Origin of the sequence: Lawsonibacter faecis, assembly GCF_014287675.1 — a bacterium.
In the GTDB taxonomy this organism is placed as follows: Bacteria; Bacillota; Clostridia; order Oscillospirales; family Oscillospiraceae; genus Pseudoflavonifractor; species Pseudoflavonifractor faecis.
In genome coordinates, this window is sequence record NZ_JACOPQ010000007.1 from 190,384 (window position 1) to 208,443 (window position 18,060).

The window sequence follows — 18,060 nt, forward strand, 5'->3', positions numbered from 1 at the left end:
GGCTCCAGGCGCTGTGTGATATGGGACTGCCGACCGTACTGCTCTGCTTGTGGCGGCAAAAAAGAGGGCCGTGCCGCCCGTGTCTGCATGACGCTAGAGTAAGATGTCTCCGTATTCCCGACGCAGCGCCAGGCACCGCGACTTGAGTGCAGGCCGTTTGCTGCGGCTGACGGGAAGGCGTTCACCGCCGGTCATCAACACCGCCCCGGAGCCGATACGGTCGACAAAGAAACCGTTGACCAAATAGCCCTGATGAATCCGCAGGAATCCCTCCGAAGCAAGTTCCGTCTCCAGCTTTTGCATTTTGCTGGAGATTGGAACGGGTTCCTGACGGTCCTCCAAATACATAAGCTGCTGGTGTCCGCTGCTCTCGAAGTAACGGATGGTGATGACCGGCACCGAGATTAATTCCTTTTGCGTGGACACGACGACCCGTTTTACAGCCCGCTGGTGATGGAAGGGGCGCAGATAGGTTTCTATCGCGGCTCTCAGCGCTTCAACCAGCCCGTCCCCGCGGGCAGAGCTGTAAGAGTGCTTTTCCAAAACGCGGTCAAGTGCGTCGGCGACCGCGCTTGCCGTCAGGCACTCTCCGCTGCAAAATCCGATTCTGAGCTGATCCATAGCCGCCTCCCGCCATATGGCATTTCCTGAAACAAAAGATTTTCCCTCCGGGCGGAGCCGTTTTACGGGTCCCGCCCGGAGGGAAAACGGTTTCAAACGCTATTATTGATCGACCGCAGCGGTTTTTTTCCGCTTGTTCCACCAGCGGAGGAGCACGACCGCCTCCAGGGCAACGGCCACGGCGACGGCGCCCACATCCAGGGCGACGAAGATCTTGGTCATGTTGCTCATGCCGCCCTGACTGGCGGAGGCGTCGGCATAGTAGCCGCTGTTGGCCACGGTATACAGAATATTCTTGCTGGCCTGCCGCAGAGCCGTGACGGTGGTAGCGGAGTCCAGATTGGTAAACTCGTTGGTCTCAAACATTCCCTGGCCCAGCATCAGGTCGTTGCCGGCCAGAATGGCCTGGTGGGAGATCATATACCCGTAGGAGCCGTCGTAGTCGGAGATGACCGCGCCCACGAAGCCCCACTCGCCCCGCAGAACGGTTTGGAGAAGATCGGCGTTGCTGACGCAGGGCACGTTGCCCAGCCAGTTGTAGGAGGTCATGACCCCCATTACATTGCTGTCAAAATTGAAGTTCTTCACGACCATCTCAAAGGGCTTGAGCACATTCTCCCGCAGGGTCTGCTCGCTGAGGTAGGTCATGAGGAGGGCGCAGCGGTTGGTCTCCTGGTCGTTGGCGGCGAAATGCTTGATGTAGGAGTAAACGCCGTACTTGGCCGCACCGTTGACCTCATAGGAGGCGAAGATGCCCGAGAGCACCGCGTCCTCGGAGTAGTACTCAAAGTTTCGACCGGAGAAAGCGCTGCGGTGGAGGTTCATGGCGGGGCCGTACCAGCCGTAGTTGTTGGCGCTGGCAAACTCCTGACCCATGGCGTCTCCGATTTTGTCGGCCATCTCCTTGCTCCAGGTCTGGGCCATGAGCACCTCGGCGGGGAACTGGGTGCCGGTGGCGCCGGTGAGGTAGTGGCTCAGGCCGGCGGGACCGTCGCAGTCGGAGGTGGCCACCTTCCCAACGGAGTCGATGGCTGCCGTCTGCCAGCCGCCGGTGTTGACCAGCGTGACCATCTCGTCCACGCTCATCTGGTCCAGCAGCTTGCCCCAGTCGGCGTCGTCATAGCCCTTGCCGGCCAGGTCGGCCAGTACGAGGCCGTTTTTCGCCCCGGTGGTTGGCATGACAGCGTCGGGATCGTCATGGTCTTCCGGCTTATAGCGGATGATGGTGCTGTTTTTGATAACGCCCTCATCCTCGTCGCTCAGGAGGTAGCGCTCCTCCGCGGGGGCGGCGGTGGCCGTGGCGTAGTTGGCAAACCCGTCCTTCCGGGAGAGGGTCTCCATGGGGCTCTCGGCATAGCCGAACTGGTTGGTGGCCGGAACCTTGTCGGAGGAGCGGCCATCGGTGCTGTAGTCGACGTCGGCGCTCAGGGTAAAGGTGCGCGAGTCCAGCACGTTGTGGGAGTCGGAGCGGATGGACATCGCGTATTCGCCCGCCTCAAGAATGTATCCGCCCGCGGCGGTCTTGATGCAGCCGGAGTCGTAGGAGGCCATATCCTCCAGCGCCACGGTGAAGCTGACCGTCTCGGACGCGCCCGGCTCCAGAAGCTGGGTCTTCTCGAAGTCGATGAGGTTCACACTGGCCTTCTCGATGCCGCCGTTGGTGTAGGGAGGGGTATAGTAGAGCTGTACCACATCCTTCCCCGCCACGGAGCCGGTGTTGGTGACGGTGACATCCACGCTCACGGTATCTTTGCCCTGCTCGAAAGCGGTGATCTCCTGGGTAAAGGTGGTGTAGGAAAGGCCGTAGCCGAAGGGATACTGGACTTCGCTGTAGTAGTCGATCACTCCGTCGTCGGAGGCGGTCTCATAGTACTTGTAGCCCATGTAGACGCCCTCCACATAGTCCACAAAGGAGACGACGCCCTGATAGGTCTTGTCCTCCCGTGCCAGCATCTTCTGCAGATCCGCGGTATTGGTGTAGATATGGTTGCCGGAATTGCCGGAGTTCTGGAAGGTGGGAGTGCTGGTCAGGTCCCGGACGTAGGTGTCCACCGTCTTGCCGGAGGGGTTGACGGCGCCGCTGATGATATTGCCAAGGGCGGCCATGCCGGTCTCGCCGGTGCCGGGGGTCAGGATGACGGCGCCAATTTCGTCGTAGTCGTCCACCCAGCTCAGCTCCATGGCGTTGTTGGCGTTGATGACCACGATAACATTGTCGAAATGAGCGCAGACGTTCTCCACCAGGTCCTTTTCGGTATGGGACAGCTCCAGAAAGTGGCCGCCCTCGTCAAACTCGTTGTAGTCGTAGCTGTTGCCGTAGAAGGTGCCGTTGGTGTAGCCGTAGTTGGCGGTGACCGACTCCTGGACCCGGCCGGACTTGGCCACGTCGTAGGTGCCGTTCTGTACGGCGTACATATCGGTGGGCAGGTCGGCGTTCTCGCCGCCGCTGCGGGCGATGACAATGACCGCCGTGTCGGAGAAGGCGGCGGCGTTGGACATCACCCCGCCCTCATAGTACTCGCTGGTGGGCTCGGGCAGGGACCAGTTCTGGGCGTTCATGCCTATTTCAGGGCGGCCCTCCCAGTACTTGAGGTACATGTTTGTAAGCTCGTCGTTGGTGGCGTAGCCCGCGTCCTGAAGGGACTGGATAATACTTACGACACCGGAGCTGTTGTCGCCGCTGGCGGCGGAGCCGGTGCCGCTGTAGACCGGGTAAGCGGAGGCCCAGCCGAAGACGTTCAGGCTCTCCACATTACCAGAGAGAGGGAGCAGTCCGTTGTTCTTGACCAGGACCATGCCCTCCTCGGCGGCCTCCTGCACGACGGCGCGGCTGTTGCCCGCCACGTCGTCGGAGATCTCAGCCTTGGAGGCGTTGAGGACGCCCGAGACGATGGCGTTCATGGGGCCATAGCAGATGAGATTTACAATGAGCACCAGCGCCAGTGAAAAGGACAGCGCTCCGCTCCAGCGGACCACGTGACGGGTGCCCTTTTTGGCCACAAAATGGGCCGCCACCATCACCACGATGAGCAGAGCCACCAGGATCAGGATGGCGTAAATGTAGCCGCTGACCGCCCGCAGATAGTTGCCCACGTCCGCGACGCTGGCGCCCATGGCGATGAAGAGCGGTGAGAGTAGATTGATAAGTAGATCGATCATACAGATGCCTCCTTGCCGTGCCCCCACAGCGCTGCGGAGAGCGGAGAAAACTCCGCTCTCCGCAGACGCCGACAGGGATCAGTGTTTATTTTTCGTTGGCGTAGTAGAATTCAATGTTCTCCACCTTGGTGAGGGGCTCCACGTTGTATTTCTGAACCCGCTCGTCGTTGATGACGCCGGACCAGTTGAGGCCGAAGGCGAAGTCGTAGGTGTTGCCGTCGGCGTCCACATAGCACTCCATATCCCGGGGTGTATCCTCGGCCTGGGCCTCGACGGCCTCCATGGAGGCGGGCTGCTGGAGGTTCAGGAGGCCCGAGGGCTCGGCCTCGCCGGAGGCGATGCTCAGCAGGGTCTCGTCGAAGAACCAGCCGGAACTCATGCTGGTGCCGTAGTAGAGAAGGATGGCGTCGGCCAGGGGCTCCACCTCGGACCAGACCATGGGGTTCTTGGCGTCCATCAAAACGACTACCTTGCAGGAGCCGGGTACGGCGCTTTCCACATACTGGAGCATCTCCAAATCGCCGTAGCTGCTGCTGCGCGCGGCAGTATTGCCGTAGTAGGAGCGGTTCTCCTTTACGTCCTGGGACTTGGTGCCGTAGCCGTCATTGATAATCTCGGTGCTTACGGTGCCGCCGATAGACTCCCGGCGGGCGGTTTTGGCGGTATAGGCCTCATACTGAATGGACGGAGGCGTCCAAATCCCCTCATCGGTCAGCGAACTGTCGGTGATGGGAGAGCTCATGGGAACCAGAACCATGTCGCAGCCCGCCAGATCGGCGGCGCCGGCGCGGACCACGTCGTTCTCGGTATAGACCGGGTTGCCGTCCGCGTCAGAGCCGGAGGGATCGCCCACAGTGTCGGTCACCACGTTGAAGTACTCGCCCACCGCGGTCAGATCCATGGCGGGCTCCCAGCTGGCGGGAGTGGCTTCGGCGGAGGAACTGGCGGCAGAGCCTGTGTTGAACTGATAGGGGATGTAGACGGTCTTCTTGGTGCCGTCGGACTGAGAAATCGTGTTATCTGAGTTTTTCAGCATGATGACGCTCTTTTTCTGAAGCTCCAGAGCGTAGGCGTCGGTGTCGTTGTTCCAGACGGTGTTGAACGCATAATCGCTGGTCACGTAGGCGTTTTCATAGAGGCCCACCTGCATCTGGGACAGGACAAAGTGGTACACGGCGTTGCGGAGAATGGACAGGGCCTCGTCCTCGCCGAGCTCGTCTTCCACCAACTCGAAGCCCTCTGCAGCGCCCTCCAGATTGGTGGTTCCGCCAACCTGGTGGATGCCGTTTTTGTACAGCGCGGCGAAGCGCTCCGCCACAGTCAGATCCTCCACGGTGTAGCTGCCCGCTCCGCCGTCTTCCGTAATCTGCCAGTCGGTCAGGATAAAGCCCTGATACCCGGTGTCCAGCAGCATTCCCATCTTATACTCGCTGTAGGCGCCGCCCACCTGCGCACCCAGGGAGCCGTCGGTGCTGTAGGCGGCGGCATAGTTGGGCATTACGCCGGACGCCTTCGTAATGCTGCGGGTCAGATTAAAGGCGGCGTCGAAATAAGCGATGAGATGCGCCTCATAGTTGTTGTTGGGAAACACATCGAAGCGGCCGCCGTCAAAGTGGTCGTTCCGGCCGCCCTCGGCGGCGCCGGCGCCGGCGTAGTGCTTCACGATGGCATAGAGGGAGTCCTCGCCCCAGCCGAGATCCGTGCCGTCCTCAGCCCAGGTGGACTGCAGGCCGGAGATATACGCGTCCGTAAGGTCCCGGTTCAGGGCCGGGTCCTCCGTGTAGTCGCCGGTGGCGCGGGCCAAAATCGGTGTGGTTACCAGGTCGGTCTGGGGTCCCAGCAGCATGGTGATGCCCACGCTGCGGTACATCCTGGAGGTCTTTACACCCAGATCAAAAGCTGTGTCAGTGTCGAAGGTAGCGCCGAGAGAGAGCTGATCTATGGTATTGGAGATATTGGCGGGGTCTGCGGAGATGGTGGCGGGGATGCCCCAATTGCCGGAGGATTCGCAGAGGGACTGGAGGGCGTTGACCCAGCTGATTGCCATGCTGGTATTGCCCGAGGAAGCGGCACTTCGGGTCACGCCGCCGCGGCCGCCGTTCTGGATATACACATAGTCGTCGCTGCCCTCCTCAATGGAGTAGCCGAAGCTGGCCCAGCCGCCGTGGGTGAAGAGGGGGGTCATCTCGTCCACAGACATCTGGCTGGCAAGGTCCATGGCGCGGGTCTCGTCGTCGTTTCGCCAGTCCTCATAGCCGTCCAGCACACCGTCCCGGTCCAGGTCCTTGAAGGCGTAGCCGTCCACCTGGATGAGGGAGACGCCGGAGTCTGCGGAGTAGCCCAGGGTTTCGCCGCCCTCGTTGGTGACCTGAACCCAGCCGTCGCTCATCTTGGTCTCGGTCCATTTGACGCTGCCGCTGCCCAGCTCCTCGGGGGTAATGGGGGCCACCACGCCGTCGGCGGAGGCGGCCGGGGTCTGGCTCTCCTCGGGTCCGGCGCTCTGAGAGGGAGTGGGGGCCTGGCTGGCGCTGGGCGTGTCCGCCGTGTCGCCGCACGCCGTCATGGCGAATACCATGGCCAATGCCAGCAGCAGCGCGGTGAGCCGTTTTGCCTTTTTCATATAAATCCTCCTGATATTTAATCACAGTGGCGCAGGCGGCGAGGCCGTCCCGCGCCACTGTTAAGAGCCGGACGCCTATTTCTCGTTTGCGTAGTGGAAGTCGATATTCTCCACCTTGGTGAGGGGCTCCACGTTGTATTTCTGAACCCGCTCGTCGTTGATGACGCCGGACCAATTGAGGCCGAAGGCGAAGTCGTAGGCGTTGCCGTCGGCGTCCACGTAGCACTCCATGTCACGGGGGACGTCCTCAGCCTGGGCCTCAACGGCCTCCATGGAGGCGGGCTGCTGGAGGTTCAGGAGGCCGGAGGGCTCCACTGTGCCGGACACCACGTCCAGCAGGGCTTCGTCCTGGAACCAGCTGCCGCCGAAGCTGGCATTGCCGTAATAGAGGAGGATGGCGTCGGCCAGAGGCTCCACCTCGGACCAGACCATGGGTCCGCCGGCGGTCATCAGGACGACCACCTTGCAGGAGTCGGGCACGGCACTCGCCGCGTATTGGAGCATCTCCAGGTCGGCGTAGTTGCTGTCCCGGCCCACGGTGTTGCCGTAGTAGGAGCGGTTCTCCTTCACGTCCTGAGACTTGGTGCCGTAGCCGTCGTTGATGATCTCGGTGGTAACGCTGCCGGCGATGGACTCCCGGCGGGCCGTCTTGGCGGTGTAGCCCTCGTACTGGAGGGAGGCGGGCAGATAGGTGCCGTCCTCGCCGGTGGTGCTGTCGGTTTTGGGCGCGTTCATGGACACCAGGACCATATCGCAGCCCGCCAGATCGGCGGCGGAGGCGCGGACCACGTCGTCCTCGGTGTAGACCGGATTGCCGTCCGCATCGGTGCCGGAGGGCTCGTTCACGGTGTCAGTGACCACATTGAAGTACTCGCCCACCGCGGTCAGGTCCAGGGAGGGCTCCCAGCTGGCGGGAGTGGCCTCGGCGGAAGAGCTGGCTGCGGTGGCTGCGGTAAAGGCATAGGGAATGTAAACGGTCTTCTTGGCGCCGTCGGACTGGGAGATGGCGCCGCCGGAGTTCTTCAGCATGATAATACTCTGCTCCTGAAGATCCAGGGAGAAGGCGTCGGTGTCGTTGTTCCAGACGGTGTCAAAGGCGTGATCCCGGGTGATGTAGGCGTTCTCGTAGAGGCTGCACTGCATCTGGGACAGGACAAAGTGGTACACGGCGTTGCGGAGCAAGGCAATGGCATCTTCCTCGCCCAGCTCGTCGGCCACCAGCTCGTAGCCCTCAGCGGCCGCCTCGGTGTTGGAGGAGCCGCCCACCTGGTGAATGTTGTTTTTCAGCAGCGCGGCAAAGCGCTCGCTCTCGGTCAGGTCCTCAACGCCGAAGGGCTGGCTGCCGTCGCTGGTGATGCCCCAGTCGGTGAGCACGAACCCCTGGTAGCCGGTGTCCATCAGCATATCCATCTTGTACGCGCTGTAGCCGCCGCCGACCAGCTCGCCCAGGGAGCCGTCGTTGCTGTAGGAGATGGCGTAGTTGGGCATCACGCCCGCTTCCTTGGTGCTGCTCTTGGTGAGGGCAAAGGCGCCGTCGAAGAAACCGATGATGTGGGCCTCATAGTTGCTGCTGGGGAAGACGTCGTATTTGCCCGAGTCATTGTGGTCGTTCCGGCCGCCCTCAGCGGCGCCGGCGCCGGCGTAGTGCTTCACGATGGCGTAGACGGATTCCTCACCCCAGCCGAGATCCGTGCCGTCCTCAGCCCAGGTGGACTGCAGGCCGGAGATGTACGCGTCCGTAAGGTCCCGGTTCAGGGCCGGGTCCTCCGTGTAGGTGCCGGAGGAACGGGCCAGGATGGGGGTGGTTACCAGATCGATCTGGGGTCCCAGCAGCATGGAGACGCCCACGGCGCGGTACTGCTTGCCGTGCTCCACGCCCAGCTCGAATGCCGTGTCCACATTAAAGGTGGCGCCAAGCGACAGCTGGTCTATGGTGCTGGAAATATTGGCGGGGTCCACGGAGACGGTGGCGGGGATGCCCCAGCTGCCGGTGGACTCGCAGAGGGCCTGGAGGGCGTTGGTCCAGTCCACAGCCATGCCGGTATTGCCGGAGTTAATGGCGCTGCGGGTTACGCCGCCGCGGCCGCCGGCCTGAATGTAGGCCAGGTCGTCACCCTCGATGGTGGTGCCGAAGCTCATCCAGCCGCCGTGGGTGAAGAGGGGGGTCATCTCGTCCACAGACATCTGGCTGGCAAGGTCCATGGCGCGGGTCTCGTCATCGTTTCGCCAGTCCTCATAGCCGTCCAGCACACCGTCCCGGTCCAGGTCCTTGAAGGCGTAGCCGTCCACCTGGATGAGGGAGACGCCGGAATCGGCGGAGTAGCCCAGGGTTTCGCCGCCCTCGTTGGTGACCTGAAGCCAGCCGTCGCTCATCTTGGTCTCGGTCCATTTGACGCTGCCGCTGCCCAGCTCCTCGGGGGTAATGGGGGCCACCACGCCGTCGGCGGAGGCGGCCGGGGTCTGGCTCTCCTTGGGTCCGGCGCTCTGAGAGGGAGTGGGGGTCTGGCTGGCGCTGGGCGTGTCCGCCGTGTCGCCGCACGCCGTCATGGCGAATACCATGGCCAATGCCAGCAGCAGTGCAATGAGTCGGTTCCTCTTTTTCATCTGTCTATCTCCTTTCCGAATTGGGATACCTCTGTGCAGCCCTGTGCGGGCGATGCCCGCCCTTTTCTGCCGCAACGCTATCATAAATCTGCACAAAATTTTTTCAATATTTGATGGAGATTCGGCATTTTGGTGTGCCATACGGCGGGAGAGGCTTGACGAAGCGCACGAAAATGCCGTCGGGCGCCTTTTGTCATGGACAAAAGGCGGCCGACGGCTGGCGAGCGTATTATAAAAACCGGATTACACCTTCCCCAACAGAGAGAGATACTTGCTTTTCACCTCATGAGCCTTGCTCCGGCCGATTGGGAGCTCCGTCCCGTCCACCAGCGTTACCGTATTGACGCCGATGCGCTGGATGTGGGCGGAATTGACCAGATAGCCCTTGTGGATGCGGATAAAGCCGTGCTCCTGTGTGACAGCGTCCAGCTTCTCCATGGTCATTTTGACCTCAAGCGGCTCGGCCTTTCCATCCAGATAGACCAGTTGGTAGTTTCGGCTGCCCTCGATATAACGGATCTGCCTGCTTTTCAGCGTGAGGAGGCCCGAGCGGGTGTTGAAATCAATGTGGTCCCCGCCCTGGCTCTGCGCGTTGGTTTTAATGTAAAGCTCCACCACGGCGGAAATATCATTGAGAAAATTGCTCTTCCGCACGAAGCCCAGGGGCTGGACAAAGAAGGAGTCGAAGACCCGGCTCTCCGCCTCCGAGACGTAGACCAGGGGAGTGCTGTCCCCCCGCTCGCGGAGCCTCTTCCCGACGGCGATGCCGTCCATACCGGGCATCTCAATGTCCAGCAGGAGGAGCTGGAAGCGGGTATCCTCAGTGGCCCGGAGAAGGGCCTCGCCGGAGCGGAAACGGGTGATCTCCGCGCTGATTCCCTTTTCTGCAAAGGCAGATTCCGCCGCGCCGGCGATGATGGGCAGGGCCTTAGCGTCGTCGTCACAGAGCGCGATTTTTATTTTCATGCCGTGACTCCCCCCGTCTCGCCGGACAGCATATCTATCATAATCTTGGCAACAAAGTTGCCGCTGTCCAGCCCGAATTCCGCGCAGCCGTTGTATTTTTCCGCAATTTTACTGATGATCCGGGTGCCATAGCCGTGGAGACGCCCGTCGGCTTTCGTGGTGCTCAGGGCCGTGCCCCGGCGCTGGAGCTGCTTTCGGTCCGTGGTGTTTCGGCACATGATGTAGAGATAGGTGCGGTGGGGATAGATCTCCAGCCGCAGGGAGACAGGCAGATCCTTTACCTGGCGAAGACGGGCGCACTCCTCAATTGCATTGTCCAGAAGATTTGCCAGAAGGGCGCAGAGATCGTCCTCTGCGAAGGGGAGCACCGGCGGCACCACCAGCTGGTGCTCCATTTGTACGTCCTCCTTTTTGGCCTTTCCCATCTCCATATTGAGGATGGCGTTGACGGCCCGGTTGCCGCAGTCGATATAGTTGAGCTGGGCGGGCAGATGATCCGTGAGCTGCTGAAAATAGGCCTCCAGTTCGCCGTAACGTTTCTGGGAGAGCAATATCTGCATATAGGAGTATTGGTTTTTCAGATCATGCCGGATACAGCGCAAATCTTCCAACGTGGCCTCAGTGGCCCGGAACAGCTCCCGCTCGCCCTGCAAACGCTGGCTCTCGGCCTGGAGGGCGATGATATCGGCCTGCTCGGCGCACATGTCATGCATGGCCCAAACGGCCACCAGGGTCATCCCGAGGATACAGATGTAGGCCACGGCGAAGCTCACCGTGATGCGGTAGTCCGCACCCGCCCAGAAGATCTCCAGGAGAACGAAGACGAGCACGCTGGCGTCGCCAATCAGGATGACGGACATACCGCTGAACGGAATAGACTGGTACTTCTGAAAGTTGAAGGCGTGCAGATAGAGCGCCAGGGGGATGCCCAGTGTGGCAATGAGGCAGCGAACCACGCCCTCCATGGCGCCGCGGACGAGAAACTCTCCGGTCAGGAAGCTGAACATCCCGCCGATGGAGGAGAGCGCGCAGCAGCAGGCGAACATGGAGCTCCACATCACCAGCTTGGATTTCCAGTAATAGTCTGAGCGCAGGTAGAGATAGGCAAAGCCCGCCAGTCCGTTGACAAGGGTACGGACAATGAGAAACAGGCTGGGAAATAATATCTGGGCAGGCAGCTCACAGCCGCCCAGAACCAGCGACAAAACCGCAAAATCCGCAAGAAGCCGCCCCCAGCCCCGCCGGCCGCGGGGAGGGCCGTTACACAGCAGCGCCCATGCAAGCCCTAAGAGAATACGTTCGATAAACCAAGCCGCGTCCAGTGTCTCGACTATGCTGAATCCAGCCAGCTCCGGCATCCCACCGCCCCCTCATTCAGCCCCCGCCGCTGTGGACAAGCAAATTCAAACAGCTTTTCCGCCGCCGTACGTCGGCCTATTGTGCATATTGTAAATAGGCAAACGCGGTTTGTCAAGGATAGCCGCCGTTTGTTCACTTACCCTTGCCGGGCCGTTTGAGGGAATGGTACACTCTCCCCAACAGGAACGGGGGAGGTTGCGCGATGTTATTTTATGAGGATACGCTCTGTGCTTTCTTGAAGGTGCTGGCCGAGCGGGCTCCGGACCAGCCCATGCTGGGCTGCGAGAGCGGATGGCTTACAGTCCGGCAGGTTTTGGAACGGGTGGAGTCGGGCGCCAGACAGCTGCACAAGGTCGGTATTCGCCCGGGGGATTATCTGTGCATCCCTGCCCAGCGGACCGTAAACACCTGTGTGGTCATGCTTTGCCTGCAGCGCCTGGGGGCGGTGGCGGTGCTCACCGATCCCAGAGGCGAGGCGGCAGCGCAGCTGAAAAGCTGTGAGGCGGCCATACCGATCAAATACTACCTGACGATGAACCAGGATGTCTCCCGGCCGGTAGCGACCCTGACCTCGACCGCCACGGGGAAAGATCTCTGCCTCTCCATGCGCAAGAAAGCCGCGGGGGCGGAGGTGCCCCCCTTTGCCGACGCCAAGGCACCCGGATTTTTAATCTTTACCTCCGGCTCCACCGGGGCGAAAAAGGCGGTGATGATCAGCCAGTACAATCTGGTCAACGACCTCATGGATACCCGGGAGCTGGGATACTATACCCAGGACGACGTGGCGCTTGGAGCGCTGCCGCTGGACCACATCTTCGGCCTGGTGCTGCTGGCTGGAACCATGGTGCTGGGGTACCGCCTCTATTTCCCCAAGACCACCGATATACCGCATATCCTGGAGGCTGTCAGCACCCAGGGCATTACCCGGATGAACGGCGTGCCCTCCCTGTATCTGGCCATGGCCGCCGAAAAGGAGAAGTACGACCTGCGCTCCCTCCGGGCCGGGTTCATCGCGGGCGGACCGTGCACGCCAGGCCAATTCCGCTACATAGAAGAGGCGCTGGAGATGACCCTCATTCCGGCCTACGGAATGAGCGAGTGCGTGGGCATCACCTGTGCCAGCTACCGCGATCCCCAGCAGGTCCGGGCCTGCGGCGTGGGGAGGTTCTATCCCCGGAACACCTGGGCGATTTTGCTGGAGGACGGCGGTGAGGCCGCTGTGGGGCAGACGGGCGAGATCTGCGTGGACGGCCCCACCCGGATGGTGGGCTATTTTGGCGACGGCTCCCCCCGGGAGGCCCTGTTCCACACCGGCGACCTGGGCTATGTGGACGGCGAGGGCATCCTCCACCTCACCGGGCGGAAGAAGGACATCATTATCCGCAACGGCAACAATATCTCGCCGCTGGTCATAGAGGACGCGCTCCTCTCCATCCAAGGGGTGACAGCCGCCGCCGTGGTGGGCCTGCCGCACCCCACCGAGGGCGAGTGCCCCGCCGCGATGGTGGTCTGCCGGGCCGAGATATATCAGACTCTGCCTCAGGCCCTGGGGAGCCGGGTGCAGAAGAACCTCGTGCCCGCCCTGTTCCGGCGGGCGGAGGCCCTTCCGATGACCGGCTCCGGCAAGACGGACAAGCTGCGGGTCCGGGAGATGCTGCTGCAATGTCAGGGTCAGTGATTTTGGGCCTTCCGCCGGCCCTGGTCCTATATGCCGCGGCGCTTTTCCTGGCGCTTTTTGACCGGCGGTACCGGGCCACGCGGGGGTGGTTTACCCTCCTGGGGACGGCGCTGGCGCTGGCGGCCTCGGCTTACAGCCTCCTGCTGGGGGCGTCGGCCATGGAGGTGACGGCCGTTCTGCTGGCCTTTTCGCTGCTGGAACTGGAGGGAACGCCATGAATTTCAACTCCGGCGCGTTTCTGATCTTTTTACCCGTGGTGGTTCTGGTCTACTGGTTTCTCCCCGCCCGGTTCCGATGGGTGTGGCTGCTGTCGGCCTCGTACTTCTTCTATATGTACTGGAATCCCGCCCTGGTCGTGCTGCTCCTGCTCACCACGGCGGTCTCCTACGGCTCCGCCCTGGCCATGATGCGGTGGCCCCGCCTCAAGCGGGCCCTGCTGGTGCTGACGCTGCTGGTGTGCCTGGGCGTCCTTATCTATTTTAAGTACGCAAATTTCCTGCTGCAGAGCGTTTTGCACGTAGTGAACGGCGCTGCCGGAGGCGAATGGAGCTTTACCATTGACGTGCTGCTCCCGGTGGGGATCTCCTTTTACACCTTCCAGACCCTCTCCTACGTCATCGACGTCTACCGGGGGGACTTTCCGGCGGAGCGGCACTTCGGCTACTACGCACTCTTTGTGGTGTTCTTTCCACAGCTTGTGGCGGGCCCCATCGAGAATCCCCGGAACCTGCTGCCCCAGCTCCGCAGGGAGGGTCGTTGGGACCGGGAGGACTTCAGGGCGGGAGGGCGGCTCCTCCTCTGCGGCTTTTTCCGCAAATGTGTGGTGGCGGATACCTGCGGCGTCTTCGTAAATAGGGTCTTTGCATCTCCGGAGGCAGCCAACGGCCTCGCCATCCTCTGTGCCGGCGCCCTCTTCTGCCTGCAGATGTACAACGACTTTGCCGGATACTCGGAGATCGCCGCCGGGTCGGCCAGGCTCATGGGCATCCGGCTTACCCGGAATTTTGACCGGCCCTACTTATCCCAGAGCTATACCGAGTTTTTCCGCCGCTGGCACATCAGTCTGAATCAGTGGTTTACCCAGTACGTCTATATCCCTCTGGGCGGCAGCCGGAAAGGGCTGGGCAGGAAACTGCTCAACACGGTCATCGTCTTCAGCCTGTGCGGGCTGTGGCATGGGGCGAAGTGGACGTACCTCCTCTGGGGGCTGTACGCGGCGTTTTGGGTCTGCCTGGAGAGCCTGCTGAAGCGCCCCGCCCGGCGCATGGCGGAGCACCGGAACATCGACCTGGCGGATCCCGTGGTGAAGCTGGTCCGCCGGATGGGCGCCTTTGCGGTCTTTATTCCTGCGGCCCTGCTCTTCCGGGCGGACGGCGTGGGGCAGGCGGGCGTCCTCCTCGGCCGGCTCTTTACCGCGTGGAGCTTTACAGGCGGGCAGATCGCCGACTGCTTCGCCCTCCTGCAGATGGGGGGGCTGGAGCTAGTCTTCCTGGCGCTGTGCATTGTCACGATGAGCCGCCTCAGCCTGTGGGGGCAGTATGACCTGCCCCGCGCCCCGTCCCCCGACGCCTCGGCCCGGCGGACCGCCGCCGCGGCCTGCCTGGTCACGGCGGTCGCCCTGTGCTGGCTCTCCCTGCTGGCGACCCAGGACGCGGCGGGCTTTGCGTACTTTCAATTTTAGAGGGGAGGGTACCGCTATGGGGCGGACCGTCGTTTTTCTGCTCTCGCTTCTCTGCCTCCTGCCGCTGGCGGGCTGCAGCGAGGTGGCGCCCCGGACCGACATCCAGGTCTGTATCCAGCCGCCGGAGGAGGTCACGGTGGAGAACAACGGCATTTTTATCTCACCGGGGGAGGACGCGGTGTTTTATCTGGAAATGGCCTCTGGCTGCTCGGTGTCCGGCGTGGACTACCCCGGCGGTTACCGCACCGCCCGCAGGGGAGGGAAGGTGGAGCTGACGCTGGAGCAGGTCCGCTATCCCACGCGGGTAACGCTGGAGGTGACCAGACGATATGCCTCCGTTACCTATCTGCCCAACGGGGGGACGGGGGAGGAGAGCACGGTCACCTACGACCTCACCAACCACGCCCGGCCCAATACCGATACCGGTGTGGACCTGTTTTCCCGGGAGGGCTATACGCTGACCGGATGGAACACGGCGGCGGACGGCTCCGGAGAGCGGGTCGGCCTGGGAAGCCGTATTACGCCCGCCCCCGGCGGGGTGACGCTGTATGCCCAGTGGGAACGGTGGACGGAGGAGGCGTCGTTCGCGTGGACCGTCGTGGAGGACGGCGCGGTCATCACCGGGTACCGGGGAGCGGATGAGCACCTGATCGTCCCGGCCCAAATCGGCGGTCAGGCCGTGGTGGGAATCACGGCCGGGGCCTTTGAGGACTGCGCCGCCGGCAGGGTGGTGTTTCCCAACACCCTGAGGTGGGTGGAGGACGGCGCCTTCCGGCGCTGCAGGGCGAGCACTTTGGTCCTGTTTGACAACATTGAGCGCATCGGTGACGACGCGTTTACAGACGGCGCCCTGAGGACCCTCTTTATCAACGCCGTTGAGGCCCCCTACGGTTACGGCTACCGCAAGGAGAGCTGCTACGCCGACAAGGTGGATCTGCTCATCCTCACCCAGGGGGAGAGGCGGCTGATAGGCTACGGCGGCTGCGCCATGTGGTACAACCTGGACGGCGCCATGATGGCGGCCGCGTTCCCGGCCTATACCCTCATCAACCTGGGGCTGAACGGGACGGTGAATTCCGCCGTCCAGATGCAGATTATGGGCGCCTTTCTCGGCGAAGGCGACGTCCTTTTCCATACGCCGGAGCTCTCCAGCAAGTACCAATTGCTCGGCGCCACAGAGATGGGGGACAACGACGTGCGCCTCTGGTGCGGCCTGGAAAATAACTACGATCTCTTTGCCCTGGTGGACCTGGGAAGCGTGTCCGGCGTCCTGGACAGCCTCTGCCACTACCTCTCCGTCAAGGACGGGCGCAGCAGCTATTATGCCGTCTATCAGGACGGCAACAGGCGCACGTACCTGGACCGCTTCGGATGTGCCTCCTTCTACCGGGGCGTCTCCCAGGAGAAGCTCTCCGACAGCGTCTATCTGGACCCGGCGTACCTTACGGAGGCGGGGATGGGGCGGCTCGAAGCGTATTACGACTGGTATGCCTCCTTGGGCGTGGCGGTCTTTGTCTCGTATCCCTGCGTCAACCTGGACGCCGTGCCGGAGGGGCAGCGGGGCAACGCCGCACTGATGGACGAGCGGTTCCGGGAGTTTATCGGCGGCATGGACAGCGCCGCGCTGGTCTCCTCGCTGGAGGACTATCTCTATGAAAACGCCGACTTCTACGACACCAATTACCATCTTCTCACCGATCCGGCCATTCAAAACACGGCCAAATGGATCTTTGACCTGCAACCGTATCTGGGGGAGAAGGCCGCATGAAAGATAAGCTGAAATGGCCGGCGGTCCTGCTCCTGCTGCTATGCATCCTGCCTGGAATCCTGCTGGGCGCAGGGGCCGCCATGCCATCCTGCTACAGCGAGAGCTACTACGCACAGCTCGCCCCCATGTACCGCCGACTCCGGGAGACGGAAGGGAAAAGGCTGGTTGTGGTGGGCGGCAGCAATGTGGCGTTCGGCCTGGATACTGCGCTGATGGAGACGCTCATGGCGGACCGTGGTTATGACTACAAAGTCTGTTCCTTCGGACTCTACGGCGCGGTGGGAGTCAGCGCCATGCTGGAGCTGTCCGGAGATAACCTGCATGAGGGCGACATTGTGATTTTGGCCCTTGAGCCGGTGGACGAGGTCCTGTCCTCCTATTTCGGCGCCAGTGCATTCTGGAAATGCGCCGAGGACGCCCCGGAATTGCTGCTGGAGCTGAACGGCACCCAGCAGTCAGCGGTGCTGGGCGGCTATCTTGCCTATCTGCAGGAGCGCTGGAGCATCTGTGAGAGCGGCGTATCCCCCTCCACAGAGGGGGTATACGCCAGGGCCTCCTTCGACAGGGAATGCAACATGGTCTACCCACGGGAGGGAAACGCCCTGGCGCTGGGGTTCGACCCCACAACTCCGGTGGACCTGGCGGGCCTGACCGTTGACGGCGACTTTGCCGGGGAGGTGGCGGCATACTGCGCCCGCGCCAGAGCGCGGGGAGCGGAAGTCTACCTGAGTTTCAGCCCGGTAAACCGCTCCGCGCTGACGGACGGTTCTCAGGAGGCGGTGGAGTGTTTCTTTCAAACCTTCAACACCGCGTTTCCATGTCAGATTATCAGCGATCCCAACGATTATATTCTGGACAGCGGCTGGTTTTACGACAATAATTTTCACCTGAACTCCGCCGGGGCGGTTCTGCGGACCTGCCGGCTGGCGGAGGATGTGCTGTCCCGGCTGGGGTGCTATGAGGCGGTTGACTATCCTCTGCCCGAAATGCCGGCATCCATTGCCCGGCAGCCGGAGGCGGAAGCGGAAGAGAATATGGACTTGTTTTTGCTTGCGCCTGTAGTGGGGGATAATGGGGAGACGCTGGGGTACGAGGTTAGCGGACTCACCGCCCAGGGGCTCGCTCAGAGCCGGCTAACCCTCCCCGGTTCGTACCGGGGGAAGAGCGTGGTGAGTCTGGCCGCAGGCGCCCTGGAGGGCGCGGACGAGCTGGTGGAACTGACGCTGCCGGAGAATATCGAGTATCTTCCGGACGGCGTGTTTTCCGACTGTACCCGGCTGGAGCGCTTGGTTTTGCGCCACGAGTCAAAGGTATGCGCCGTAACGGAACACACCTTTGAAAAGGCGGAGCAGGTCAAGATTTACGTCTCCCGGGCGGCCTATGCCCTCTACCGGGACGGACAGGGCTGTGAAGACAACCCCTGGTCAGCGTACCTGGACCGGGTCTATACCTTTGATTAAGGTCAGCGCGAAAGAGGACGGATTATTTGACTCGAAAGCATTGGAAAACAGCACATTGGTACCCTTAATCAAGCTGACAAGGGCGCGGTCTCCGGTTCGAGTCTGGATAGCAACTTAAAAAAGACCTGTAAACTTTGGCTTTGT

11 protein-coding genes are annotated in these 18,060 nt (G+C 61.9%); 5 read left to right on the forward strand and 6 right to left on the reverse strand.

The window, feature by feature from the left end; genetic code table 11:
* Window positions 1-93: 93 nt before the first annotated feature.
* From H8S62_RS10670 to H8S62_RS10695, 6 genes are all read right to left on the reverse strand, one after another.
* Entirely contained in the window at window positions 94-621 is a 528-nt protein-coding gene (locus H8S62_RS10670; RefSeq protein WP_155148909.1) for a LytR/AlgR family response regulator transcription factor, read from the reverse strand.
* Between the two features lie 102 nt (window positions 622-723).
* Window positions 724-3,780: a glycoside hydrolase family 3 N-terminal domain-containing protein gene (locus tag H8S62_RS10675; RefSeq protein ID WP_186919285.1), complete on the reverse strand. Its 3,057-nt coding sequence runs from the start codon at window positions 3,778-3,780 to the stop codon at window positions 724-726.
* An 85-nt stretch (window positions 3,781-3,865) separates the two neighbouring features.
* Window positions 3,866-6,400 carry a glycoside hydrolase family 3 N-terminal domain-containing protein gene (locus tag H8S62_RS10680; RefSeq protein ID WP_155148900.1) on the reverse strand — a complete coding sequence of 845 codons (2,535 nt, stop codon included), beginning with the start codon at window positions 6,398-6,400 and terminating at the stop codon, window positions 3,866-3,868.
* Window positions 6,401-6,475: 75 nt separating this feature from the next.
* Window positions 6,476-9,004: a glycoside hydrolase family 3 N-terminal domain-containing protein gene (locus tag H8S62_RS10685; protein WP_186919286.1), complete on the reverse strand. Its 2,529-nt coding sequence runs from the start codon at window positions 9,002-9,004 to the stop codon at window positions 6,476-6,478.
* A gap of 243 nt (window positions 9,005-9,247) precedes the next feature.
* Window positions 9,248-9,970 (reverse strand): LytR/AlgR family response regulator transcription factor, encoded by a 723-nt coding sequence (locus tag H8S62_RS10690; RefSeq protein WP_186919288.1) that lies wholly within the window; start codon window positions 9,968-9,970, stop codon window positions 9,248-9,250.
* Window positions 9,967-11,175: a sensor histidine kinase gene (locus H8S62_RS10695; protein ID WP_173023971.1), complete on the reverse strand. Its 1,209-nt coding sequence runs from the start codon at window positions 11,173-11,175 to the stop codon at window positions 9,967-9,969. The genes H8S62_RS10690 and H8S62_RS10695 overlap by 4 nt, the downstream gene beginning before the upstream one ends.
* A gap of 356 nt (window positions 11,176-11,531) precedes the next feature.
* On the opposite strand from H8S62_RS10695, the gene H8S62_RS10700 reads away from it, so the two are divergent.
* Genes H8S62_RS10700 through H8S62_RS10720 form a run of 5 tightly spaced genes read left to right on the forward strand, consistent with a single transcriptional unit; the run spans window position 11,532 to window position 17,916 of the window.
* Entirely contained in the window at window positions 11,532-13,007 is a 1,476-nt protein-coding gene (locus H8S62_RS10700) for a class I adenylate-forming enzyme family protein (protein WP_186919290.1), read from the forward strand.
* Window positions 12,992-13,225, forward strand: coding sequence for a hypothetical protein (locus H8S62_RS10705; protein WP_155148890.1), 234 nt, complete (start codon window positions 12,992-12,994; stop codon window positions 13,223-13,225). The genes H8S62_RS10700 and H8S62_RS10705 overlap by 16 nt, the downstream gene beginning before the upstream one ends.
* Entirely contained in the window at window positions 13,222-14,688 is a 1,467-nt protein-coding gene (locus H8S62_RS10710; RefSeq protein WP_186919292.1) for an MBOAT family O-acyltransferase, read from the forward strand. The genes H8S62_RS10705 and H8S62_RS10710 overlap by 4 nt, the downstream gene beginning before the upstream one ends.
* Before the next feature lie 16 nt (window positions 14,689-14,704).
* Window positions 14,705-16,456 carry an InlB B-repeat-containing protein gene (locus H8S62_RS10715; RefSeq protein WP_186919294.1) on the forward strand — a complete coding sequence of 584 codons (1,752 nt, stop codon included), beginning with the start codon at window positions 14,705-14,707 and terminating at the stop codon, window positions 16,454-16,456.
* Window positions 16,453-17,916 carry a hypothetical protein gene (locus tag H8S62_RS10720; RefSeq protein WP_186919295.1) on the forward strand — a complete coding sequence of 488 codons (1,464 nt, stop codon included), beginning with the start codon at window positions 16,453-16,455 and terminating at the stop codon, window positions 17,914-17,916. The genes H8S62_RS10715 and H8S62_RS10720 overlap by 4 nt, the downstream gene beginning before the upstream one ends.
* The last annotated feature ends 144 nt before the right edge of the window (window positions 17,917-18,060 follow it).

What these genes read in the sequence shown, in the direction of transcription:
- H8S62_RS10670 (WP_155148909.1), bottom strand. Translation starts at nt 621, where the DNA reads ATGGATCAGCTCAGAATCGGATTTTGCAGCGGAGAGTGCCTGACGGCA.
- H8S62_RS10720 (WP_186919295.1), top strand. Translation starts at nt 16,453, where the DNA reads ATGAAAGATAAGCTGAAATGGCCGGCGGTCCTGCTCCTGCTGCTATGC.
- H8S62_RS10690 (WP_186919288.1), bottom strand. Translation starts at nt 9,970, where the DNA reads ATGAAAATAAAAATCGCGCTCTGTGACGACGACGCTAAGGCCCTGCCC.
- H8S62_RS10700 (WP_186919290.1), top strand. Translation starts at nt 11,532, where the DNA reads ATGTTATTTTATGAGGATACGCTCTGTGCTTTCTTGAAGGTGCTGGCC.
- H8S62_RS10705 (WP_155148890.1), top strand. Translation starts at nt 12,992, where the DNA reads ATGTCAGGGTCAGTGATTTTGGGCCTTCCGCCGGCCCTGGTCCTATAT.
- H8S62_RS10675 (WP_186919285.1), bottom strand. Translation starts at nt 3,780, where the DNA reads ATGATCGATCTACTTATCAATCTACTCTCACCGCTCTTCATCGCCATG.
- H8S62_RS10710 (WP_186919292.1), top strand. Translation starts at nt 13,222, where the DNA reads ATGAATTTCAACTCCGGCGCGTTTCTGATCTTTTTACCCGTGGTGGTT.
- H8S62_RS10685 (WP_186919286.1), bottom strand. Translation starts at nt 9,004, where the DNA reads ATGAAAAAGAGGAACCGACTCATTGCACTGCTGCTGGCATTGGCCATG.
- H8S62_RS10715 (WP_186919294.1), top strand. Translation starts at nt 14,705, where the DNA reads ATGGGGCGGACCGTCGTTTTTCTGCTCTCGCTTCTCTGCCTCCTGCCG.
- H8S62_RS10680 (WP_155148900.1), bottom strand. Translation starts at nt 6,400, where the DNA reads ATGAAAAAGGCAAAACGGCTCACCGCGCTGCTGCTGGCATTGGCCATG.